A 21,571-nucleotide genomic window follows, 5' to 3' on the forward strand; every position below is an offset into this window, starting at 1 on the left:
CGTCTCCCCTCCCGTCGGACGGCCCGGACACCCGGGCCTCCCGGCGGCGGGCAGCCCGGGGCGCGTCAGGCCCGCCGCCGCTTCCACTCAGTACCCGCTCCCACCGCGCCCCGGCCCGGCACAGACCCGGGCGACCAGCAGTGCCACGTCGTCATGGTCCCCGGGGTGCCGCAGGGTGTGCAGCAGCAGGTCGCAGGTCTCGTCCAGCGGCCGGCCGGGGTCGTCCAGGGCCGCGACGAGGGCGTCCAGGCGCGCGTCGATCGGCTGGTCGCGGGTCTCCACCAGACCGTCCGTGTAGAGGACCAGCTGGTCGCCCGGGCCGAGGGCCCGGTCGGTGGTGCGGAACGCGACACCGCAGCCGCCCAGCGGGGCGCCGGTGGGCAGGTCGAGCAGCTCACGGGTGCCGTCCCGGCGCAGCAGGACCGGCGGCAGGTGCCCGGCCAGCGAGATCCGGCACCGCCCGGCGCCCGGGTCGTACACGGCGTAGACGCAGGTCGCGATCGTGCCCAGACCGTCCGTCACATGGTCGAGGTGGTGCAGCACCTCCGCCGGGTCCAGGTCCAGGTCGGCCAGGGTCCGGGTGGCGGTGCGCAACTGCCCCATGGTCGCCGCCGCGCCGACCCCGCTGCCCATGACGTCCCCGACGACCAGGGCCGTCTTGTCGTCCTGGAGCGCAATGACGTCGAACCAGTCGCCGCCGATCTCCATGGTGGCCTGCGCGGGCCGGTAGCGGTGGGCGACGTCGAGCCCGGGCCGCGCGGGCGGAGGGCGGGGCAGCAGGCTGCGCTGGAGGGTGAGGACGGCATGGCGCTGCTCCTCGACGGCCCGGTGCCGGTCGGTGACGTCCACGCTGGAGGTGGCGACGCCCAGCACCTTCCCGTTGGGCGCTTCGAGCCGGTAGAAGGAGATCGACCAGGCGTGGTCGTGGTCCGGGTCGGCGGCCGTGCGGCCCACGGTGTACTGGTCGATGATCGGGACCCCGGTGGCCAGGACCTCGCGCATGGCGTCCTCGAAGGAACGGTCCAGGTAGGGCAGCACCTCGCTGACGTGCCGGCCGACGTGTTCGGCCGCGGGCACGCCGTTCATCCGCTCCTCCGCGGGGTTGACGGAGATGTACCGGAGCTCGGTGTCCAGCATGCCGAGGCCGATGGGTGACTGGGAGACCAGCCGCGCGGAGAGGGAGAGATCCCGCTCCATCCGCCGCAGGGTCGGCTGGTCGGTGGCCAGACCGAGCGCGTAGTAGTCGCGCTGCTCGTCCTGGAGGCGCATGTTCCGGAACTCGACGAGGCGGGTGCCGCCGTCCTTGTGCCGGACGGGGAAGACCCCGGCCCAGCTCTCCCCGTCCCGCATGACCTGGGCGAACAGTTCGAGGACACCGTCCAGGTGCACCTCGTCGATCAGCAGGTGCCCGGCGTACTGCCCGAGCGCCTCGTCGGCGGTGTAGCCGAAGAGGCTCTCGGCCTGCGGGCTCCAGAGGTCGATACGGCCTTCGGCGTCGAGGAGGATGGCGGCGACGTTCAGTACGTCCATCAGGCCGCCGGGTCCGGAGGGGCCGCTCATGGCCACCCCGGCCGCGACCCCCTCCGCCCCGGCCCGCCCCTCGCCGACGGGCCCGCCCGCCTCCCGCGTCCCGGCCCCGGTCACCCCGGAGGTCCCGGCCCTGGTCCGTCCGTCCGGCCCGGTACACCCGTCCTCGGCGGGCACCGTGGCGCCGGCCTCGTCCCCCGGGGACCCGCTCCCACCCATACCCAGGCTCCTTCCGCCGCCGGCCACACTCCGCCGCCGACCGGACCGGCCCCGCCCGGGGGCCGTACTCCGCCTTCCATCCTCCCCCGTGCCCGCCGCCACGGCCCGGCGGTGGAGCGGCCTCACCGGAAGCCTCACCGGAAGTGCCGGCGGTAGCGGCTGTGGAACAGCAGGGCGTACAGGGCGGCGAAGGCCGTCCAGGCCAGGTACATGCCCGGGAGGGCGTATCCCAGGTGCACGCCGAGGAGCCAGGCGAACGGGATGAGGAGCACGTAGTCCGCGGTGACGGAGGCGATCATCACGGACCGGGTGTCGCCATGCTCAGCAGGGCCAGGGGGTTGCGTCCCAGGCACGTTCGGCCACGGCCGGGTCTCCGGTGGCCAGGGCGATCAGGGGGCGAGGGCGACGGCCCCGGTGAGCGCCTTGCCCACCGCGGCGACGGGGCCGCCCGGGGGCCGGATGAGCCAGGAGCTGAGAACCCCCGGACCCGCGGGTCAGCCGTGCCGCTTGGCGAGCTCCACGAGACCGGCGAACGCCGCCCGGGTCAGGGCCAGGTGCGGGCCGTACGGGGCCTTGCTGTCGCGGACCAGGAACTCACCCGTCGCGCGGGCGTGGCCGGGCGCCCACTCGATGCACTGGCCCTCGCCACCGCTGTAGGTGCTCTTGACCCACTGAACGGACCGAGGGCCCGGCGTGCTGCTCATTTGGCGTGATCCTCCATGATCCTGCGAACCAGAGTCAGCGACTCGTCCTCGGACAGCGCCGCCATACGCAGCCGGTCGAACATGCTGACGGCTGCCGCCACCACGGTAGACGTCTCGTCCACTTGGCCGCCATGGGTGGGCGTTTCGGCGTAGACCGCGTGTGGTGCGCCGTTCAGCGAGAGCAGTGTGAAAGGCAGGTTGCTTGGTGCAGCACCAGCTCCGTAGGGCAACACCTGGATCGTGATGTGCGGTGACGCCATCTGCACGACCAGATGCTCCAGCTGTTCGATCATGACGGAGCGTCCACCCACGCACGTTCGCAGAACTGACTCGTGAATCACGACCCACAGGAGCGGTGGCTCGTGACGATGCATGACCGCTTGCCGCCTCATGCGCAGTTCCACACGCTCCTTGATCTGCTCGCCGTTCTCACGCGGAAAGGCGGCCCGCATGACGGCCGCCGCGTACTCCGGCGTCTGGAGCAACCCCATCAGAAACGTGCACGAGTAGTCCGTGACACCGCTGGCGGACTCCTCCAGCGCGACGTACGGCACGAACCACTCCGGGTGCCCCTGCTTGCTCAGCTTCGCCCGCAGCCGCGCGTACACCCCCGGTGTGCCCGCCACGCGGTCCATCGCCTCCGCGAAGGCCGCCGAGGCCAGCACCGTGCCGCCCTCGACCTTGCTGACCTGCGCCTGCTGGTAGTGCAGCTGGTCCGCGAACTGCCGCTGCGACAGCCCCAGCGACTCCCGCAGCGTCCGCGTCTCCGCACCGAAGTAGGCGGCCCCGTTCGCCGGCTCCTGGCTCGCCTGCTCGGCTCCCTCGTTCATCTGTTCAACTCCCCGGCATTCCGCTCGCGTTGGAATGGCTGCAGACCTGTCGAGCGTAGGCGCCGCCGGGCCACCCTGTGAGTGGATCGTCACGCAGAGCACGCGGACGAGCGACGCACAGGCGAGGAGTGGATGAGCATGACGACGGCAGGCAGGCCCCGGTCGGACGGCGGGGGCACCGGAAGGGTCGAGGAGGCCGAGCGGGCCTGCGACGAGCTGCGGGGGGCGCTCGGGGCGGCGGGGGTGCGGCTGCCGTCCCTCGGGCTGGACGTCGTCTCCTGCGTCGGACCCGCCCCGCTCGCGCTGATCGAACTCGGGCGCTGCAACATCGAGACGGCCCGCGCCCTCGCCGCCGCCCTGCGGGCGACCGGTCGGGCGCGCACGCCCGGCGGGGAGACGGGCGCGTGACCAGGCGCGTCTTCCGGTACGTCCCGTTCACCGTCGAGCAGGACCCCACGGCGGAACCCGAGTACACGACGCGCTGCGTGTCCGGCGACGAGTCCGAGTGCGGCGCACGCTCCGGCACCCACGCCGGGCCGGGGCCGGTCGAGGAGTGGCAGCGCCGGCACACCCAGGAGACCGGGCACCGGCGCTACCGCCGCGACTTCGGCGACTACGCGGTCCTGCGGCCCCCGGCCGAGGTCACCGGGATCTCCCGGGCGACGGGGCGCACACCGTGACCTTCACCCCGTCCGCCCTGCGGCCCTGGCGTGACGCCTGGCCACCGGTCGCGCAGGCCGGGGACGGCAACGCGTGGGCCACCGGCACCTGCTGGCTGTACTGCCGCCGCGAGGGCGTGGCCGTGCTGTGGGTGGGTTCCGTGCGCACACCGGGTGCCACGGGTGATGCGTACGCCTGCGGCGTGTGCCTCGCCGAACTCGACCGCATGGTCCGCGTCCAGGCGCACGCCCGGGACCGGGTCACCGGACACCCCCCGCACCTCGCCCCGCGGGCCCCGCACTCCCCCACGCCCCCGACCCAGCCGTGCGAGCACCGGCACACCGAGCAACGCGCGGGCAAGACCCACTGCCGCCACTGCGCCCGCCAGCTCTACCTCTGAGCCGGGGCCGCCCGGTGCACGAGGGACCAGCCGGTCGAGAAGCTCTCGAACCCTGCGGAGGTCACGGCGGCGCCGCGAGGCGTTCCGCACCAAGCGCCCCAGAACGCGGCTTCCGCCCCCTTTGCTCGTGCTGTGAATCGGCTCACTGCGGCCCGTCGACCCCCGGTCCCCCAGCCCGGTCGCCTCCGGCCAACGCCCTCTCGCATGAACGGGCCTGACGGTATGTGAGCTTTCGCGGACTCCGGTACCGACGCTGTCCGACCCCTGGGCGCACCCACCCCGCGCGGCTACCTTGTGGCCGTGCGCGGACCCGGGAACTGGCTGAGGCGGACCCGGCAGGGTCTGCCCGCTGCCCTGGCATGCCTGCTGCTGGGCTCCGCCGGGCACGTCACCGCCGGCGGCCGGCTGCCCGGCGCGACGGGCCTCGCGGGGATCCTCGCCGTGCTGGTGGTCGCCTTCGGCGCGCTGTCGGGGCTGCGCCGACACCGCTTCGCGGCGACCGTCCTGGCCGCCGGTGCCGTCCAGAGCGTCCTCCACCTCGCCTTCCACTCGATGACGGGCGGCCACGAGGCCATGGCCGGGCACCACGCCGACGGCGAGAACCCGTCCCCGCACGCGGGGCACCACGGGCGGCCCGCGTCGCTCCCCGACGCGTCCGAGGCCGCCTCCGGGCACATCGTGGACCCCGCGATGACGGTGGCGCACACCCTCGCGGGGCTCGGCACCGCTCTCTGCCTGATCCACGGCGAACGCCTCCTGCGGCGCCTGGTGGGACTGCTCACACGCCGGCTTCTGCGCAGGCCCGTCCCGCACCCGGTCGTCGTGCCCTCCGGGCGGCCCCAGCCGGTGCCCGGGGACGACCTGCCCCTTCCGCACGGGACCCTCCTGTCCCGCGTCCACCCCCGGCGCGGCCCGCCCTCCGCGACGTACGCCTGAGCACCACACCGCCCCGCCGGGCGGTTGTCCTCCCGCGCCCGCGGCGCCCCGAAGCGCCCCGGCGCGGTTCCGTACGTCGTCCTGGAGAACACCCATGTCTTCCCCCACCGAACCGGCCGAGCGAAGAGACCTTCCCGTGCCCGAACCGGCCCCTGCGGGCCGGTCCCGGCAGGCCGTGCGCGCCCTCCTCGTCCGGCTTCACTTCTACGCCGGGGTGTTCGTCGCCCCGTTCCTGCTCGTCGCCGCGCTCACCGGCCTCGCCTACACCGTCACCCCACAGCTCGACCAGTTCCTCTACGGCGACCAGCTGCGGGTGGACGAGGTCGGCGAGCGTGTCCTGCCGCTGTCCGAGCAGGTGGCCGCGGCGCGGGCCGCGCATCCCGAGGGCACGCTGGACTCCGTCGTCACGCCGGCCGGGCCCGAGGAGACCACCCGGGTCGTGCTGACGCTGCCCGAGCTCGGAGAGAACCAGCGCACCGTCTTCGTCGATCCCTACACGGCGGAGGTGAAGGGCGAGCTGACCACCTGGTTCGGTTCGACCCCGGTCACCACCTGGCTGGACGATCTGCACCGCAACCTGCACCTGGGCGAGTTCGGACGGTTGTACTCCGAGGTCGCCGCGAGCTGGCTGTGGGTCATCGTGGCGGGCGGCCTCGTGCTGTGGATCGGCCGCAGCCGCGGGCAGCGCTCCGCGTCGGTGCGCGGCGTCCTGCTGCCCGACCGCAAGGCCCGCGGGGTGCGCCGTACGCGCGGCCTCCACGCCGCGACGGGCGTGTGGCTCGCGCTCGGTCTGTTCTTCCTCAGCGCGACGGGGCTGACCTGGTCCCACTACGCGGGCGAGCGGTTCGGCCATGCGCTGGACGCCGCCAAGGCGCACGCGCCGGAGCTGGACACCCTGCTTCCGGGGGCCGAACCGCCGGCCGAGGAGGCGGGCGGCGACGCACACGCCGGGCACGGTGGCCACGGCGCCACCGACGAGGCGCCGAAGGCGGACCCGGCGGACTTCGACTCCGCGCTGGCGGCGGCCCGCGAGACCGGGCTGGGCGGCCCCGTCACGGTGTACCCCGCGGCCGATGCCACCAGCACCTGGGTGGTGGCCCAGTCCGACAACGTCTGGCCGGTCCACTACGACCGGGTGGCCGTCGACCCAGCGAAGGGCGAGGTCACCTCACACGTGCGGTGGGCCGACTACCCGCTCCTGGCCAAGCTGAGCAAGCTGGGCGTCCAGGGTCACATGGGCGTGCTCTTCGGCGTCCTCAACCAGATCGTGCTCGCCCTCGTCGCGATCGGGCTGACCGTGCTGATCCTGTGGGGCTACCGCATGTGGTGGCAGCGCCGTCCCACGCGCGGCGACGGCACCGCGCTCGTCGGCCGGGCTCCTGCCCGGGGTGTGTGGCGGCGGTTGCCGCTGCCCGTGCTGATCGTGGGCGTCCCGGCGGTGGCCGCGCTCGGCTGGGCGCTGCCGGTGCTCGGTGTCACGCTCGCGGCGTTCCTCGTCGTCGACGTGACGGTCGGGCTGATACGCCGCACCCGAGCGGTGTAGTTCCGGCCCTGCTCCCCTGCGGACAGGGCCACCGACCCGGTCGGTGGCCCTGTCCGTATCGGAGTCGTCAACGGCGCCCGGGCCCGGTGGTGGGAGCGGGGGCGGGATCACGTCCCGGGCCGGCCCGAGGGCGGGAGCGGTGGGACGACGTCAACTTCACGCAAGCGGTGTTACCCGTGTTGTTCCTTTTGTCCCTCCCCCTTCGCTGACATGCTGCCTGCCGAGGGCGGCCTGCGAAGGGCTGGGCGCCGGGAAGGGACCACGTGCAAGCCTCCGCCTGGACCCCGGTCGCCGTACTGCTGGCGGTCGTCGTCGTGGGCGTGCTTCTCCTCCAGGGTCTCGGGGCCGCCGTCCGCGCGGTCCGCGAGCCACTGGCCGCCGGTCCGTTCAGCGGAGGATGCGAGCCCCTGGAGCATCCGGTCTCGCGCTTCCATGTGCGCTGGTACCCGGTGACGATGATCTTCCTCGCCTTCGACATGGAGATGCTCTTCATGTACCCGTGGACGAAGGTCGTCCCGCGGGTCGGCGCCCCGGCCGTGGTCGAGATGTTCCTCTTCCTCGGCATCCTGCTCGCCGGCGTCGGTTACGCCTGGCGCGAGGGGGCGTTCCGGTGGACCTGAGGACCCGCCTGCGCAGAGTGGCCCTGAAGAACCCTGCCGTGCTGCTCGTGACCGCACCCGGTGCGACGCGCGAGCGCCTCGCCGTGGAGGCCGAACTCGCGTCGCGGGGCTGGCCGCAGGCGTCCGGGCCCGCGGCGGCCGATCTGGTGGCCTTCGCGGGTGCTCCCGTGCCGCGAGGGGGGGACGACTGGGCCGAGCGCGTGTGGAACGACGTCCCGGCACCGAAGGCACGTGTGCGGGTGACCGATCCCCGCCAGGCGGCGGACGCCCTGGAGCACGGACGGCGAACACTCCTCGACCAGACCGGCGGACAGGGCCTGGTGCCGCCGGAGCCCCCCGAGCACGAGCGCCACGCGGCACCCGGGCGGCGGGACGCGCACGGCGCACATGACGGCCACCGTACGGGCGGCACCGTCGCCGGGCTTCCGACGGCCGAACGGGCCGACGACCGCGACGGGTTGCGTCTCGACCGGCTGCACGTCCCCCTGGGGCCGGTGCTGCCGGACTGGCCCGCCGGGCTCGTCGTCCACACGGAGCTCCAGGGGGACGTCGTGCAGCACGCCTCCGTCGAGACGCTGCTCCCTGCGAGCTCGTCCCGGCCTGGCTTCTGGAGCGAGCCGTGGCTCAGGGCGGCGGCGGGGGAACCGGTGACGGTCGGCGAGGCAGCTCGACGCCGGTGCGCGGCGCACCTGGACAGTGTCGGCAGGTTCCTCGCCGTGGCCGGGTGGCGCGATCCGGCCACCGCGGCACGTCGGGCGCGTGACACGGTGATCGGCGGTGCTCCGGTCGTGGAGCTGCGGCCCCGGCTCCACAGGCTGACTCGCCGAGTGCGCACGTCGTGGACACTGCGCCGGCTGATCTCCGGGGTGGGCGCTCTGCCGTCCGGGCAAGCTCACCGGTACGGGATCACCGGACCGGCGCTGACCGCCGACGGCGACGCGTACCGCCGGCTCGTCGTCTGGCTGGAGGAGATCGACCGTGCCCTCGGCGCCTGCGACGACCGCTCCCCGCTCGGCACCCGCGCACTGAGCGGCCCCAGGGGGCTCGTCGACACCAAGGCTCCGGCCTCGCGGGCACTCGTGGACGTGCTGCCGGCGCTCCTCGAAGGAACCGAGTTCGCGTGCGCGCGGCTCGTCGTGGCGAGCCTGGACCCCGACCTGGACGAACTGGTGCCGCGGCACGTGCGCGGCGGGCCCGCGCATGGCTGAGGCGGCACCGCTCTGGGCGGCCGCCGCGCTGCCCGTCACCCTGGCGCTGGTGGCGTGGGCCGTGGCGAGCGTCGACGCGCGGTCCGGCGCCCCGGGCCGCGCGGTGCTGCGGCTGCTGGTGCAGCAGCGCCGGGTGACGCGGGCGTCCGACGTCCTGCTCGTACGGGTGGGGACGACGCTTCTTCCGGTCGCGGCCGTGCTCGCCGCGGCCGTACTTCCCCTCGGTTTCCGGTCCCTGTCCGATCTTCCCGACGGGATCGTCTGGTTCAACGCCATGGAGGCCCTGGCGTGGGCGGCGGTCTGGCTCACGGGCTGGGGCCCGAACTCCGCGCTCTCGCTGATCGGCGGCTACCGCTTCCTCGCCCAGGGTCTCGCGTACGAGCTGCCGCACATGCTGGCCATCACCACGGCGGCGCTCGGCGCGGAGTCGCTGCGCGTGGGTGCGGTCGTCGACGCGCAGGCAGGGCTGTGGTTCGCGGCCTGGATGCCGGTCGCCTTCGGGATCTATCTCCTGAGCACGCTGGCCATGGCCTTCTGGGGGCCGTTCGACCAACCGGTCGGGGCCGACGTGGCCGGCGGAGCGGCGAGCGAGCTGGCCGCCGTGGACCGGTTGCTGTTCCTCGGGGGACGGTGGCTGCTGCTGGTCGTGGCCGCCGCGTTCTCCGTGCCCCTGTTCCTCGGCGGCGGACACGGGCCGCTCCTGCCGTCCTGGGTGTGGACCGTGCTGAAGACCGCCGCGGTTCTGGGCCTCCTCGTGTGGGTGCGGCGGCGGGTGCCGACCGTTCGGATGGAGCGCTACATGGAGCTGGCGTGGGTGGTGCTGACGCCGCTCGCGGTGGTGCAGGCCCTGGTGGTGGCCGTGGTGGTGCTCGGGCGATGACGACGGCGGCGTTCTGGATCCTGGCCGTGGCGGCGGTGGTGAGCGGCGCGATGGTCTTCCGATTCGACTCCATGGCGCGTGCGACGTTCTCGCTGCTCGCCTCGCTGCTGTGCGTGGGCGGGGAGCTGATCGTGCTGGGCCTGGACTACCTGGGGATCGTGACGGTCCTCATGATGACGATCGAGATGGCCGTCATGGCCGTCTTCATGATCATGTTCATGATGAACCCGGCCGGGCTCGTGCCGATGGCGATGACGCACAACAAGCGTGGCGCCGCCGCGATCTGCGCCACGGCGTTCGCCCTCCTCGTCACCGGCGTTCTGCTGGCGCCGTGGCCGCGACGCCGCGGCCGGGCTCCGGCGGATCCGACCCTGGACCTCGGGATGTCCCTGATGGGGCCGCAGATGCTCACCATGATGACGCTGGGCATGGCCCTGTTCGCGACGATCCTCGCGACCGTGGTGCTCGCGACCCGCCGGGGCCGGTACGAGCGCTACGGCGACGACCTCCGGGCGGCCCGGCCCGACGACCCGGTACGGGGCGGGGTGGGCCGGTGAACCTCGAGGTGTTCCTGATCCTCGCAGCCGCCCTGTTCTCGATCGGCCTGTTCGGCGCGCTGACGCAGCAGTCGATCGTGATGCTGATGATGGGCCTGGAGCTGATGCTGGGCGGGGTGATCCTCGCGGCCGGAGCGTTCTGGCACCACATCGCCCCGGGCACGGCCGACGGGCAGGTCCTGGTCGTCGTCGCCATCACGGCGATGGCGGTGGAGATGGCCGTCGGGTTCGCCGTGGTCACCGCGCTGTTCCGGTCGCGGGAGGTCGACACGACCGACATGGCGGCGGAGCTGAGGGAATGAGCACCCTCCTGTGGGCGCTGGTGGCCCTGCCCCTGACGACGGGCGCACTGCTGGTGACGGCGGGGCGGCGCGCGGACCGCACCGCGCCGGTGGCAGCTGTCACCGTGGCCTGCGTGTGCCTCGGGCTCGCCGTCCTGTCCGCCCTGCGGCGCCCGACCGCCGAAGCCCCCCTGCTCGCCGGCCTCCCGGTCCGGCTCGGGGTGGACGGCCTCTCCGGGATCCTCGTCGTGACCGTCACCGCGGTCACACTCGCCGTCCTCCTCTTCGGCGCGGCGGAGTTCGGCGCGGCCGAGGCGAGAGCCCGGTTCTTCGGGCTGATGCTCATGTTCGCGGGCAGCATGCTCGTCACGGTGACCGCGACGACGCTCCCCGTCCTGCTCATGGGCTGGGAGGTCATGGGCGCGACCTCGTGGGCCCTGATCGGTCACTGGTGGCGCGAGCCCGCGCGTACCGCCGCGGCGACGACCGCCTTCCTCGTCACCCGAACCGCCGACCTGGGCCTCTATATCGCCGCCGGCGCGGCCCTCGCCGCCGCGCCCGGCCCCCTGTCCCTCGACGCGCTGGACACCGCGGACGAACCGTGGCTGTCGATCACGACGGCGGGCATCCTGGTGGCGGCCTTCGGCAAGTCCGCCCAGCTCCCGTTCAGCTTCTGGCTGTCCCGGGCCATGCAGGGTCCGAGCCCGGTGTCCGCGCTGCTGCACTCGGCGGCGATGGTGGTGGCCGGTGCCTACCTCCTGATGCGGACCGGCCCGCTGCTCGGCGCGTCGGGCTGGGGAGCGGACACCGCCGCCTGGGTCGGAGCGGCGACGGCGGTCGCCCTCGGGCTCGTCGCCGTGGCGCAGACCGACCTCAAGCAGCTGCTCGCCGCGTCGACCTGCGCCCAGATCGGCTTCATGGTGCTCGCCGCCGGGGCGGGCGCGACCACTGGCGGGACCCTGCAGCTGATGGCCCATGCCGCCGCGAAGAGCCTGCTGTTCCTGGTGGCGGGTGCGTGGCTGACGGCCTGGGGAACGAAGCGGCTGAGCGAACTGAGCGGGGTGGCTCGCTCCCGGCGGTCGGTCGGCGTGATCTGCACGGTGGGTGCCCTGTCGCTCGCCGGGCTCCCGCCGCTCTCCCTGTGGGCGGCGAAGGACGTCCTCCTCGCCGGGGCTCTGGAGGACGGCGGCCCGCTGTACGCGGCGGGACTGGCCGCGGCCGTCCTGTCGGCCGTCTACAGCGTCAAGATCCTCTGGTACGTGTGGCGTCCGACGGCACCGGAGGCGAGCCTGCGGCGCCGTATCCCCGCGGGCGCGATCCGGCCGCTCGCACCGCTTGCCCTCGCCTGTGCCGCGCTCACCCCCCTGGCGTTCGAGCCGGTGCGGGACGCGCTCACCGACTACCTCGGCCGAGGACCACAACCCGGTCCGCACGCCTGGGAGTTCGCAGTCTCGGGCGGGGTCGCGGTGGCCGCGGCGGCCCTGGCCTGGGCCTGGCAGTGGGGCAGGAAGTCCGTGGGCCCGCCGTGGGCGCGGCGGCTGTGCCGCCAGTGGCTGCACCTGGAACGCGCCGCCCACGTCCTCCTCGTCTCCCCCGCCCTGGGTCTCGCCCGGCTCGTCGCCGCGTTCGACGACCGGGTCCTCGACCGCGCCGTCGACGCTTCGGCGACGGGCACCCTGAGCCTGGCGCGGTGGACGAACCGGTTCGCCGAAAGGGCGGTCGACGGAGCGGTCGAGGGCCTCGCGAAGGCGACCCGGCGCCTCGGCGAATGGGCCCGCCGCCCGCAGACCGGGCAGCTGCACCAGTACCTCGCCCAGGCCGTGGCCGCCTTCTCCGTCATCGCCGTCGTGCTCGTCCTCGTGAGGTAGCCGTTGCTCACCGTCCTCGTCTTCGCCCCGACCGCGGTCGCCCTGCTGCTCCTGTCCTTGCCCGCGCGTACCTCCCTGCGGGCGGTGCGGGGCGCCTGGCTGGCGACGACGGCCGCCGAACTCGGCCTGGTCGCCGCCGTGTGGGCGGGGTACGACGCGGGCGGCGGCATGCAGTACGAGGCGCGGGCCCGCTGGATCCCCAACGCCGGAGTCGGCTACCACGTCGGCGTGGACGGCCTGTCCCTCCCCCTGCTCGCCCTCACCTGTGTCCTCTTCCTGGCCTGCGCGGTGTTCGCGCTGCGCGACCGGCACCGCCTCCGCGAGTTCGCCGCGCTCTTCCTCTTCCTCCAGACCACGTGTCTGGGGCTGTTCGTCTCCCTCGACCTGATTCTGTTCTTCGTCTTCTTCGACCTGTCGATCGTGGCGATGTACTTCGTCATCGCGGGGTGGGGACACAGTGACGCCGAACGGGCCGCGCTGAAGTTCTTCCTCTACACCTTCATCGGCTCGCTCGCGCTGCTGCTCGGTTTCATCGCCCTGTACCTGGCGGCCACCCCGCACACCTTCGACATCGTGGACCTCACCCGGCAGAACCCCCTGGCGGGCGGGGGCACCTACGCGGGTCTCGTCCTGCTCGCCATCGGCCTCGGACTGGCCGTCAAGACCCCCACGGTCCCCTTCCACACGTGGCTGCCACCCGCCCACACCGAGGCCCCGGCCGCCGGATCGGCCATCCTCGCCGGCGTCCTCCTGAAAATGGGCACCTACGGGTTCCTGCGCATCGCCATGCCCCTGCTGCCGGACGCGTGGCGGCGCTACGCGGTCGTCTTCGTCGTCGTCGGTGTCGTCTCCGTTCTTTACGGCGTCCTCGTGGCACTGGCCCAGACCGACTTCAAGCGCATGATCGCGTACACCTCGGTGAACCACATGGGCTACATCGTCCTGGCCGTCGGCGCCGCCGCCGCGACCGCCGGCACCTCGGCGCAGGCACGCTCGCTCGCCGTCACCGGCGCGGTCACCCAGATGGTCAGCCACGGCCTCATCACGGGCGCGCTGTTCCTGCTCGCCGGAGTCCTCCACGACCGGGGGCGGACCTACGACATGCGCGCGTACGGCGGCCTCGCCGGGCCCGCGCCCGCGTTCGCGGCGCTGACGGGCGCAGCCGCCTTCGCGTCCCTCGGGCTCCCCGGCTTCTCCGGCTTCATCGCCGAGTTCCAGATCTTCACCGGCGCCCTCGGGCCGCGGCCGCTGGCCACCGCCCTGTCCGTGCTCGGCATCCTCCTCACGGCCGGACTGTTCCTGCGCGCCCTGGGGCAGCTCCTGATGGGCCCGCTGCGCATGCCCGACGCCCCCGGCACCCCCCGCGCCTTCGCCGACCTGCGGGCGCACGAGGGCGCCGCCGTCGTCCCGCTCCTCGCGCTCGCCGTCGCCGTGGGCGTCGCCCCGCGCTTCCTCCTCGACGTCATCGAGCCTGCCTCGCGCACGGTACTGGAGCTCCTCACCCGATGAGCGACATGAACGAGAACCCGCTCGACATCCTCCCCGAAGTGCTCCTCGCCGCCTCGGCCGTCCTCGGGCTGCTGCTCGGCGCCTGGCTGCCGCGCCGCCGCCAGTGGGCCGTCGGGATCCTGGCCTGCGGTGCTTCGGTAGCGGGCATCGCGGCGGCGTCCGTCGCCGCGGCGGGACGGGATCTCACCGCGTTCGGCGGGGCGTTCGCCGTCGACGCCGTCACCAGCACGTCCCGCGTCGTCGTACTGGGGGCCCTTCTCCTGGTGATCGGCCTGTGCGCCGGGCCGTTCCGCGCCCACTCCCGCGAGAGCGAACTCTACGTACTGCTCCAGCTCTCCGCCCTCGGCGCCCTCGTCATGGCCGGCGCCCAGGACCTGCTGCTGCTCGCCGCCGGCTACCTCCTGGCGAGCATCCCCGCGTACGCGCTCGCCGGTTTCCGCAAGGACGGCCCGGGCACGGAGGCGGCCCTCAAGTACTACGTTACCGGCGCACTGCTCGGCGTCGTCATGCTCGCCGGCGTCACCGTGCTGTACGCGGCCGGGCGCGCCACCGGTTACCCGCTGCTCGGCCCCGCGCTGACCCAGGCACCGGGCGCGCTGGTCGCGGCCGGGGCCGTCGGCCTGCTCGGCGGCGTGCTGTTCAAGGCGGGTGCCGTCCCCGCCCACTTCTGGGTACCCGACGCCGTCCAGGGAAGCACCGCTCCGGTCGCCGCCTTCCTGACCACGGTCCCGAAGATCGGGGCCCTTGCCGCCCTGCTGCGCCTCGGCGGATCCGCCCTCGCCGACAGCGGCATGCCGTGGGCGCCGCTCCTCTCCGTCATCGCCGCCGCCTCCATGACCCTGGGCAACCTCGCCGCCTTCTTCCAGACGGACGTGAAGAGACTCCTCGCCTATTCGACCGTCAGCCAGGTCGGGTACCTGCTCCTGCCCGTCGCCGTCGTCGGCCGCTCCGGCCTGGCCCAGCCGGCGCTCCTCTACTACCTGGCCGCCTACACCGTCACGAACCTCGGCGCCTTCGCCGTGGTCTGCGCCCTCCCCCACGCGACCCGCGTGGACGCCTACCGCGGCCTCGCCCGGCGGCGTCCGCTGCTCGCCGCAAGCCTCGTCGTCTGCCTGCTCGGCCTCGTCGGCACACCGCCCACCGCGGTCTTCGTCGGCAAGCTGGAGGTGTTCGGCGCGGCGATCGACGGGGGCTACGCCTGGCTCGCCGTACTGGCCGCCGTGAACACCGTCGCCTCGCTGTTCTACTACCTGCGCTGGGTCCTGCCCGCCGTGTCGGGACGCCCGGGCGTCGAGCTCACCGACGGCGGCCGGCCGTCACGGGGCGTCGCCTACACCGCCGCCACCGTGTCGGTGGGCCTCGGGGTGGCCGCCGGCCCGGTCCTTCCGCTTCTGGGCGGCCCGCTCGGCACCTGAGGGCGGTGCGGGCGCGGCCGTGAAGGCGCGGACCGCGCGACGGCGGGCGCCGGTGTCACTCCTGGGTGCACGTCACGCCCAGGGACGCTCCGCCGAACCCGTTGCAGCTGGGCAGGGAGTCCGCTCCGGCGGCCCGGCGATTCTGCGGCACTTCGGACTCACAGTGCCGCCCGGCCGCTGGGCCGCCCACTTGGACCTGAAGGTGGGCGTGAGCATGGCGAGTTCGACCGCCGACGTCGTGGCGACCCAGCGCTGTCGGTTCCGGTCTTCTCGCTGCCGTACGACGCGGACGTGGTCCTCGGCGTCCTGGAGCTATCGAGCGCGCCGACAGTGCGTTCCCGGACGAGTTCGCGTTGCACCTCAGCGGCCGGCACCGGGGGCCAAGGCTGGGCACGGAAATCGGGCTCAGCACCGCTTAGCTTGACGTTTAACCTCGCAGGTCACTCGACCTGCTGATCTGTGGTTCTTCCCGGGACAGCGGAGACGGCCGTTCTCCACGCTTCGAGATGTCGAGTCACGAAGAACCAGAGAACGGCCGCTGCGTATGAGTCTCCCAGTCGATGGGCCCGCAGGCGCGACGCTTGAGGTGTTGTCCCGCTTTCGGGTCGAGTTCTACGAGTGCCTTTACGCCCGCGCGGACGCACTCTTCGAGCTCACGGACGCGGTGCTGTGTGCGGACGGGCCGGTGAAGACCCTGGTCGAGCTGTCGCTCGCGGTCGAGCACCGGCGCGGGCACGGCGCCCTGTACGCCGCGCTGGACCGTGGCTGGGCCGAGCCGGCGCGTCTTCGCCGGGCCCTGGCCGCGCTGCCGCTGCCGAGGGCCGCCGACGGGCGGATCGTGCTGGCCGTGGACGTGAGCAACTGACTCCGCCCCGATGCCCCGACCAGCGACGACCGGCTGTTCTGTCACGTCTACGGACGAGGCGACCGCAGCACGGACCAGTTCGTGCCGGGCTGGCCATACTCCTTCGTCGCCGCCCTGGAAACGGGCCGCACCTCCTGGGTCGCGCTGCTGGACGCCGTGCACCTGGGGCCGACCGACGACGCAACCGCCGTTACCGCTGCCCAACTGCGCGGCGTCGTAGAGCGGTCGACGCAGGCGGGGCACTGGCAACCGGGCGACCCGGAGATCCTGATCATGATGGACTCCGGCTACGACGCGACCTACCTCTCCTACGCACTCGCGGACCTTCCGCCCGTGCTGGTCGGCCGCGTGCGCTCAGACCGCGTCATGCTCCGCGACGCGGCCCCCGCCCGCTGCGGGCCCAGGGGCGGGCGCCCGCGTCGGCACGGCGACGTCCTCACCTTCGCCAAGCCCGAGAGCTGGCATCAGCCCGAGGTCACCACGGTCACGGACTCCACCCGCTACGGCACCGCGGAGGCGATCGCGTGGGACCGAATGCACCCCAGGCTCACCCACCGCGGCCCCTGGCTGGACCACGCCGAGGAAGAACTTCCCATCTGCACGGGACGTTGGTCCGGTTGAAGGTCGAGCGCTTGCCGGGCGACCGCGACCCGAAGCCGGTCTGGCTGTGGTGCTCGGCCACCGCCGCCACCGACGCGGATGTGAACCGCTGGTGGCAGTCATTCCTCCGCAGATTCGACCTGGAGCACACCTTCAGGCTCATGAAGCAGACGCTCGGCTGGACCGCCCCGAAGATCCGCCACGCCGACAGCGCCGACCTGTGGACCTGGCTCATCATCGCCGCCCACGCGCAACTCCGCCTCGCCCGACCCCTGGCCGAGGACCTCCGCCGCCCCTGGGAACGGCCCGCCGAGCCCCGCCGCCTCACCCCCGCCCGGGTTCGACGGGGGTTTCGCAACATCCGCCCGACCACCGCTCGCCCCGCAGCGGCACCGAAACCGTCCAAGCCGGGCCCGGGACGGCCTCCCGGCTCGAAGAACAAGCAGCGGGCCACACGCCACAACGTCGGGAAGACGGTCAAACGCGCCGCAACGATCAAGAAACACCAAGCCCAGCGAGGATAAATTCCAAGCTCAGAGCCCGTTCGCCCCTACTCTCCAGGGGGCCGTGCGTCAAACGAGCTTCAGACGTGACTGGAGTTCCAACTTTGAGAGGATGCTGCCGGTGTGGGCGCGTATCGTCCGCTCCGTCACCACCAGTTCGTCGGCGATCTCGGCGTTGCTGGCCCCGTCGGCCAGTAGCCGGAACACCTGGAGCTCTCTGCTGCTGAGCCGGCTGACGCGGTGCAGAGCCGGCACCCACTCGGGCATCGTTGATCTCGGTTGCATGACGACGTGCCTCCCCCTGTGCCTGAGGACGGAAAGAACCACTGGCGAGCGACTCGTACGGTCCCCGGCTGCCACAACTCAGGTGAAGACCCAGTGAGCGGAGGGTCTGCACACCAGTGGAACTTGCGTGCGGAACATAACTTGACGGCCCACCCCCTTCAACTCATGTCACGGAACTGGCACGATCGTTGTTGACACAGGTGGAAACCGGTGAGGGCCGGAGGGGACATGAGCGACAAGGCAGGGCAGAGCCTGGCCGACAGGCTGAACCAGCTCTTCGCAACGGTCCGCCCCGATCCGCATCGCGAGTACAGCAACGAGCACGTCGCGGCCGCGATCCGGCAGTCGACTGCAGATGTCTCGATCTCCCAGAGCTACATCTGGCAGCTCCGCAACGGGCGAAAGAACAACCCGACACTCAAGCACCTTCAGGCATTGGCTGGGTTCTTCGGCGTGCCGACCGCTTACTTCGTCGAGGACGAGGCGGCAGACCGGATTACGGAACAGCTGGAAGCGCTCGTCTCCGAGCAAGCCCGCCTCCACGAGGCAACCAAGGGCAGCGAGGTCAAACTGATGGCCATGCGAGCCGGCCAGTTGTCGCCCGAGCACCGGAAGCAGGTGATGGACCTGCTCGAGGTGGTCTATCGTCTGGAGCAGGTGGAACGGGAAATACCTCCTCGTGATTGACTGATTCTCTGCTGGCCGCATGCAGATCCGCACTGTTGGATGGGGTCGCACCCTGGCAACGCGAGCGGAGAGAGGCCTTGAAAGAGCGAGAGCTGAGACGCCAATGCAGGCGCACTCTCCAGTCCCTTGAAATCCAGCCACCACTTCATGTGCCAGCCTTCTGCCAGGCGTTGGGAGAGAACAGACGACGCCCCATCCGCTTGATCGACTACCCCCTGCCAGTTCCCGGGCCGTACGGCGTGTGGATCGCCAGCAAATCAGCGGATTACATCTTTTACCAGAGGGAAACCAGCAAGGCCCATCAGGATCACATCATCCTGCACGAGGTCGGGCACATCCTGGCAGGCCACCAGAGTGACGAAATGGATGACGAGTTCTGGCAGTCGCTAGCCCCGGAGCTGTCCGTCGACGTCATCAAGCGAGCGCTCCGACGAACCTCGTACGACGATGACCGGGAACGGGAAGCCGAACTGGTCGCCACCATCATCCTGGAATGGGCCTCCGTACTGAACCGCGTGACCCCGAATACAGGGGGAGACCAATCGGCTCGGCGCATCGATTCCGCACTGGGTGACAGACTGGGGTGGTTATAGCCGTGGTGCTGTCCTCACTACTCGGAGGAATCCTCCTCCTGGCGTTATCCTGGAAGGCCAGCCAGCTGGCCAAGGCACCCTCCGACAGGGTCCTCCGCTCGGTAACGCTGTGCATCCTCTGTTCCGCACTGTCGTTCCCTCTGGGACTTACGTCTGTTGCGCGGTACGTCGACTCACTAACCGGTGACGGTATCTCGAAGCTGCTGCAGAACGCACTGCTGCTCGTCCTGGTCTACTTCCTGCAATGTGTCTTCCTCTATTCGGCGTCGGATCGCACAGCGGGCAACAACCGCGCACGGTGGGAACTGATACCCCTGGCCTCCGCCATAGGAATCGCCACATGGGCCATGGCCATCACACCAGGGCCGGAGCGCGCCCACACGTACGCAACGGCGAACATGCGCGAACCGGGAGTTGCTCTCTTCTACCTCGCGGCAGGTCTGTACCTCGTCTACGGGCTGGCCCTGGCACTGTGGTGGACATCGCGCTACATACGGCTGTCGAACGGGCCGTTGCGCACCGGATTGCGGCTGGTGGCGGCCGCGTTGACCGCCATGGTGCTGATGGGGTCGCTTCGCGAGACGCTCACCATGACGCGCTGGACCGGCGCATCAGTACCGGCAGCCCTCACAGTGGGAGCGAAGCTGCTCCTGGACATCGCGATCCCGCTATTCGTCGCGGGGATTCTCTATCCTGCGGCCGCCACGCGGTGGATGACCATCCACTTGTGGGCGCATCGGCGTCGGATGTACCGGCGCCTGACACCTCTGTGGACGGCTCTGCACGAGGCTTTTCCGGAGGACTCCCTCCACCGCACGCCTGCAGGAGGCTGGCTCGACGCGCTGCGCGTCCGTGGGATTCACCGCCGGTACTACCGGCGAGCCATCGAGTGCCGGGACGGTCTCGTACGGATCAGCCCCTATCTCGCAGAGATGGAGGCTCCCGTGGAACCCTCGGCCCCGCTCTCACCAGGACGGGCAGCGGTACACCTTCGCGAGGCGCTGGCCGCGTACACGGCGGGAGTTCCGGTACCCGGACGAGCCGTTGCCGTGGCCCTGCCCGGAGGAAACGACCTCGACGACGACGTGAGGCAGCTTGTCGCGCTCTCGGACGCGCTGCGGACTCAACAGGAAGGCGCATGATGCACACCGTGATTTCGGCGGGACGGATGGTCGCCGGCCCCGGTGGGAGGGTGGTCTTCGACGGGGCCGTGCATGTCCGGCGGGGCGTGATCGTGGCCGCCGGACCACGCACGGAGGTCGACGCACGCGTCGAACCCGCGGTTTCCCGCCTCCACTTTCCCGACGCTACGCTGCTGCCCGGGCTCATCGACGCCCACGTCCACCTAGCACTCGACGCCGGGTCAGATCCCGTGGAGACCCTGCACACCGCTTCCGACGCCGAGCTCTACGCGGGAATGGCGATGCGTGCTGAGCAGCTCCTCGCCACAGGGGTGACGACCGTACGCGACCTCGGCGACCGGGGAGGGCTGGCGGTCCGGCTGCGGGACGAGATCGCGTCCGGCCGGATGCCCGGCCCGCGCGTCCTCGCCGCCGGAACGCCGCTGACCGCGCCCGGCGGGCACTGCTGGTTCCTCGGCGGGGAGGTCGAAGGCGAAGCCGAGATCCGCGCCGCCGTCCGCCGCAACGCGGCAAGCGGCGTCGACCTCGTCAAGGTGATGGCCACCGGAGGCGGCATCACCAAGGGCGGACCACCTGTCTGGCAGGCCCAGTTCACCCCGCAGGAGATGAACGTTGTTGTGGAGGAGGCCCGCAGGGCCGGTCTGCCGGTGGCCGCCCACGCCCACGGCACGCAGGGCATCGCGGCCGCCGTGGCAGCCGGGGTCGACAGCATCGAGCACTGCACCTGGATGGCGAAGGACGGGTTCGACGTACGCGAGGACCTGGTGACCGCCATCGCCGACCAGGGCATATCCGTCTGCCCCGCGGCCAGTCCCGACTGGCGGGGCTTCGCGGAACGCTTCGGCCCGGAACGGGCCGAAGAGATGTTCGGCCGGATCCGGTGGATGGCGCAGAGCGGGGTACGACTCCTGCCCGGGACCGACGCCGGCGTACCCCGTGCCGTCTTCGACGGCTTCGTCTCCAGTCTGGAGTTCTTCGAACACATCGGAATGACACCGGCCGAGATTATCGACCTGGCCACGGCAGGAGCGGCCGAGGCGCTGGGCGTCGCCCACGACACCGGCCGACTCACCCCCGGCCACCGCGCCGACCTCCTCGTCGTCGACGGCGACCCACTGACCGACCTGAACGCCCTGCGCGCGGTCCGCCTGGTCCTGGCCCACGGCCGCCAACCGGCTGGGCCCGTCGCCAGGGAGAAACTCTCCGTCATCAGCCATGAGGCACTTCTGGCCTTACGAATGCCAGAATCGCGACCCGCTCTGACCGCCCCGCGTAGCAGCCCTGCCGTGTCCGGGCACCTGCGCGACGCAGTTGACGCCCCTTCAGGACGTGCGTCATTCGCGCGTCGCGAGACGCCGCCGCCCGTCCTGCCGGGTGCACAGCGCCTCGAGACCCGAACCCCCGCAGGTCGGACGGGTTTCCCCGCTTCCAACCGTTGCAGGAGGTGCAACAGGTCGAACTGACCGGACAAGTCCATAAAAGACCAGGTCAGAGGCTCTCGCGGACCGGTTCCAGAATGGCGACGCACTCCACGTGGTGCGTCATCGGAAAGATGTCGGCCTGGACGCGGACGGTAAATCGCCAGGTCAGAGACTTTGTTCAGGCTCGCTGTGCGACATGCGGACGCCCAGAGCGTCACGGCAATCGATCCATCCATCCCCTTCAGGCAAAAAGGGGCCGGCCTGCCCAGCGCACCCATAGGAGCCCGCTCCCGCTGGGTCCGGACGCAGCGGGCACGA

Annotated in this window: 22 protein-coding genes and 1 pseudogene; 18 read left to right on the forward strand and 5 right to left on the reverse strand. The window is 71.9% G+C overall.

Features of this window, described 5'->3' with window-relative positions; translation table 11 throughout:
- Positions 1-87: 87 nt before the first annotated feature.
- The 4 genes from C593_RS0114715 to C593_RS0114730 form a co-directional block, all read right to left on the reverse strand.
- The gene (locus C593_RS0114715) at positions 88-1,746 is read right to left on the reverse strand and encodes a SpoIIE family protein phosphatase (RefSeq protein ID WP_018848062.1); all 1,659 of its coding nucleotides are present in this window, start codon (positions 1,744-1,746) and stop codon (positions 88-90) included.
- A 134-nt stretch (positions 1,747-1,880) separates the two neighbouring features.
- Positions 1,881-2,048, reverse strand: coding sequence for a hypothetical protein (locus C593_RS33030; RefSeq protein ID WP_158686848.1), 168 nt, complete (start codon positions 2,046-2,048; stop codon positions 1,881-1,883).
- A gap of 192 nt (positions 2,049-2,240) precedes the next feature.
- Positions 2,241-2,450 carry a DUF397 domain-containing protein gene (locus tag C593_RS0114725; protein WP_018848064.1) on the reverse strand — a complete coding sequence of 70 codons (210 nt, stop codon included), beginning with the start codon at positions 2,448-2,450 and terminating at the stop codon, positions 2,241-2,243.
- Positions 2,447-3,280, reverse strand: coding sequence for a Scr1 family TA system antitoxin-like transcriptional regulator (locus C593_RS0114730; RefSeq protein WP_018848065.1), 834 nt, complete (start codon positions 3,278-3,280; stop codon positions 2,447-2,449). Before C593_RS0114730 ends, C593_RS0114725 begins: the two co-directional genes overlap by 4 nt.
- Positions 3,281-3,418: 138 nt before the next feature.
- Here C593_RS0114730 and C593_RS0114735 point away from each other — a divergent pair, with 138 nt between their 5' ends.
- The 14 genes and pseudogenes from C593_RS0114735 to C593_RS31030 all read left to right on the forward strand — a co-directional run bounded on the left by C593_RS0114735 (position 3,419) and on the right by C593_RS31030 (position 17,146).
- Positions 3,419-3,688, forward strand: coding sequence for a hypothetical protein (locus C593_RS0114735; RefSeq protein WP_018848066.1), 270 nt, complete (start codon positions 3,419-3,421; stop codon positions 3,686-3,688).
- Positions 3,685-3,960 carry a DUF7848 domain-containing protein gene (locus C593_RS29715; RefSeq protein WP_018848067.1) on the forward strand — a complete coding sequence of 92 codons (276 nt, stop codon included), beginning with the start codon at positions 3,685-3,687 and terminating at the stop codon, positions 3,958-3,960. The genes C593_RS0114735 and C593_RS29715 overlap by 4 nt, the downstream gene beginning before the upstream one ends.
- A complete protein-coding gene (locus tag C593_RS0114745) occupies positions 3,957-4,340 on the forward strand; it encodes a hypothetical protein (protein ID WP_018848068.1) in 384 nt (127 codons plus the stop codon). Before C593_RS29715 ends, C593_RS0114745 begins: the two co-directional genes overlap by 4 nt.
- Positions 4,341-4,640: 300 nt before the next feature.
- Positions 4,641-5,276 (forward strand): hypothetical protein, encoded by a 636-nt coding sequence (locus C593_RS29720; protein WP_486591131.1) that lies wholly within the window; start codon positions 4,641-4,643, stop codon positions 5,274-5,276.
- A 94-nt stretch (positions 5,277-5,370) separates the two neighbouring features.
- Positions 5,371-6,819 carry a PepSY-associated TM helix domain-containing protein gene (locus tag C593_RS0114755; protein ID WP_051093686.1) on the forward strand — a complete coding sequence of 483 codons (1,449 nt, stop codon included), beginning with the start codon at positions 5,371-5,373 and terminating at the stop codon, positions 6,817-6,819.
- Positions 6,820-7,082: 263 nt separating this feature from the next.
- A complete protein-coding gene (locus C593_RS0114760; RefSeq protein WP_018848071.1) occupies positions 7,083-7,439 on the forward strand; it encodes an NADH-quinone oxidoreductase subunit A in 357 nt (118 codons plus the stop codon).
- Positions 7,430-8,647: a hypothetical protein gene (locus C593_RS0114765; protein ID WP_026277699.1), complete on the forward strand. Its 1,218-nt coding sequence runs from the start codon at positions 7,430-7,432 to the stop codon at positions 8,645-8,647. The genes C593_RS0114760 and C593_RS0114765 overlap by 10 nt, the downstream gene beginning before the upstream one ends.
- The gene (locus C593_RS0114770; RefSeq protein ID WP_018848073.1) at positions 8,640-9,527 is read left to right on the forward strand and encodes a complex I subunit 1 family protein; all 888 of its coding nucleotides are present in this window, start codon (positions 8,640-8,642) and stop codon (positions 9,525-9,527) included. The genes C593_RS0114765 and C593_RS0114770 overlap by 8 nt, the downstream gene beginning before the upstream one ends.
- The gene (locus C593_RS0114775) at positions 9,524-10,084 is read left to right on the forward strand and encodes an NADH-quinone oxidoreductase subunit J (protein WP_018848074.1); all 561 of its coding nucleotides are present in this window, start codon (positions 9,524-9,526) and stop codon (positions 10,082-10,084) included. The genes C593_RS0114770 and C593_RS0114775 overlap by 4 nt, the downstream gene beginning before the upstream one ends.
- The gene (nuoK, locus tag C593_RS0114780) at positions 10,081-10,386 is read left to right on the forward strand and encodes an NADH-quinone oxidoreductase subunit NuoK (protein ID WP_018848075.1); all 306 of its coding nucleotides are present in this window, start codon (positions 10,081-10,083) and stop codon (positions 10,384-10,386) included. The genes C593_RS0114775 and nuoK overlap by 4 nt, the downstream gene beginning before the upstream one ends.
- A complete protein-coding gene (locus C593_RS0114785) occupies positions 10,383-12,233 on the forward strand; it encodes a proton-conducting transporter transmembrane domain-containing protein (RefSeq protein WP_018848076.1) in 1,851 nt (616 codons plus the stop codon). The genes nuoK and C593_RS0114785 overlap by 4 nt, the downstream gene beginning before the upstream one ends.
- A 3-nt stretch (positions 12,234-12,236) precedes the next feature.
- Positions 12,237-13,742: an NADH-quinone oxidoreductase subunit M gene (locus C593_RS0114790; protein WP_018848077.1), complete on the forward strand. Its 1,506-nt coding sequence runs from the start codon at positions 12,237-12,239 to the stop codon at positions 13,740-13,742.
- On the forward strand, positions 13,739-15,157 hold the full coding sequence (locus C593_RS0114795; RefSeq protein WP_018848078.1) for an NADH-quinone oxidoreductase subunit N: 1,419 nt from the start codon (positions 13,739-13,741) through the stop codon (positions 15,155-15,157). Before C593_RS0114790 ends, C593_RS0114795 begins: the two co-directional genes overlap by 4 nt.
- Before the next feature lie 544 nt (positions 15,158-15,701).
- A pseudogene (locus C593_RS31030) lies at positions 15,702-17,146 on the forward strand (NF041680 family putative transposase).
- A 48-nt stretch (positions 17,147-17,194) separates the two neighbouring features.
- On the opposite strand, the gene C593_RS29730 reads toward C593_RS31030, so the two are convergent.
- Entirely contained in the window at positions 17,195-17,410 is a 216-nt protein-coding gene (locus C593_RS29730; RefSeq protein ID WP_078521555.1) for a helix-turn-helix domain-containing protein, read from the reverse strand.
- Positions 17,411-17,638: 228 nt separating this feature from the next.
- Here C593_RS29730 and C593_RS0114815 point away from each other — a divergent pair, with 228 nt between their 5' ends.
- The 4 genes from C593_RS0114815 to C593_RS29735 all read left to right on the forward strand — a co-directional run bounded on the left by C593_RS0114815 (position 17,639) and on the right by C593_RS29735 (position 21,295).
- Positions 17,639-18,097, forward strand: a complete 459-nt coding sequence (locus C593_RS0114815) for a helix-turn-helix domain-containing protein (RefSeq protein WP_018848081.1) — start codon at positions 17,639-17,641, stop codon at positions 18,095-18,097.
- Positions 18,098-18,297: 200 nt separating this feature from the next.
- The gene (locus tag C593_RS0114820) at positions 18,298-18,690 is read left to right on the forward strand and encodes a hypothetical protein (protein WP_018848082.1); all 393 of its coding nucleotides are present in this window, start codon (positions 18,298-18,300) and stop codon (positions 18,688-18,690) included.
- Between the two features lie 2 nt (positions 18,691-18,692).
- Positions 18,693-19,832, forward strand: coding sequence for an MAB_1171c family putative transporter (locus C593_RS0114825; protein WP_018848083.1), 1,140 nt, complete (start codon positions 18,693-18,695; stop codon positions 19,830-19,832).
- Positions 19,829-21,295 (forward strand): amidohydrolase family protein, encoded by a 1,467-nt coding sequence (locus C593_RS29735; protein ID WP_018848084.1) that lies wholly within the window; start codon positions 19,829-19,831, stop codon positions 21,293-21,295. The genes C593_RS0114825 and C593_RS29735 overlap by 4 nt, the downstream gene beginning before the upstream one ends.
- Positions 21,296-21,571 lie beyond the last annotated feature (276 nt).

The sequence above is a fragment of the Streptomyces sp. CNT372 genome, assembly GCF_000377145.1.

Excerpts from the sequence above, each read along its gene's own strand:
- C593_RS0114715 (WP_018848062.1), bottom strand. The coding sequence starts at position 1,746 with ATGGGTGGGAGCGGGTCCCCGGGGGACGAGGCCGGCGCCACGGTGCCC.
- C593_RS0114725 (WP_018848064.1), bottom strand. The coding sequence starts at position 2,450 with ATGAGCAGCACGCCGGGCCCTCGGTCCGTTCAGTGGGTCAAGAGCACC.
- C593_RS0114730 (WP_018848065.1), bottom strand. The coding sequence starts at position 3,280 with ATGAACGAGGGAGCCGAGCAGGCGAGCCAGGAGCCGGCGAACGGGGCC.
- C593_RS0114735 (WP_018848066.1), top strand. The coding sequence starts at position 3,419 with ATGACGACGGCAGGCAGGCCCCGGTCGGACGGCGGGGGCACCGGAAGG.
- C593_RS0114755 (WP_051093686.1), top strand. The coding sequence starts at position 5,371 with ATGTCTTCCCCCACCGAACCGGCCGAGCGAAGAGACCTTCCCGTGCCC.
- C593_RS0114770 (WP_018848073.1), top strand. The coding sequence starts at position 8,640 with ATGGCTGAGGCGGCACCGCTCTGGGCGGCCGCCGCGCTGCCCGTCACC.
- C593_RS0114775 (WP_018848074.1), top strand. The coding sequence starts at position 9,524 with ATGACGACGGCGGCGTTCTGGATCCTGGCCGTGGCGGCGGTGGTGAGC.
- C593_RS0114785 (WP_018848076.1), top strand. The coding sequence starts at position 10,383 with ATGAGCACCCTCCTGTGGGCGCTGGTGGCCCTGCCCCTGACGACGGGC.
- C593_RS0114795 (WP_018848078.1), top strand. The coding sequence starts at position 13,739 with ATGAGCGACATGAACGAGAACCCGCTCGACATCCTCCCCGAAGTGCTC.
- C593_RS29730 (WP_078521555.1), bottom strand. The coding sequence starts at position 17,410 with ATGCAACCGAGATCAACGATGCCCGAGTGGGTGCCGGCTCTGCACCGC.
- C593_RS0114815 (WP_018848081.1), top strand. The coding sequence starts at position 17,639 with ATGAGCGACAAGGCAGGGCAGAGCCTGGCCGACAGGCTGAACCAGCTC.
- C593_RS29735 (WP_018848084.1), top strand. The coding sequence starts at position 19,829 with ATGATGCACACCGTGATTTCGGCGGGACGGATGGTCGCCGGCCCCGGT.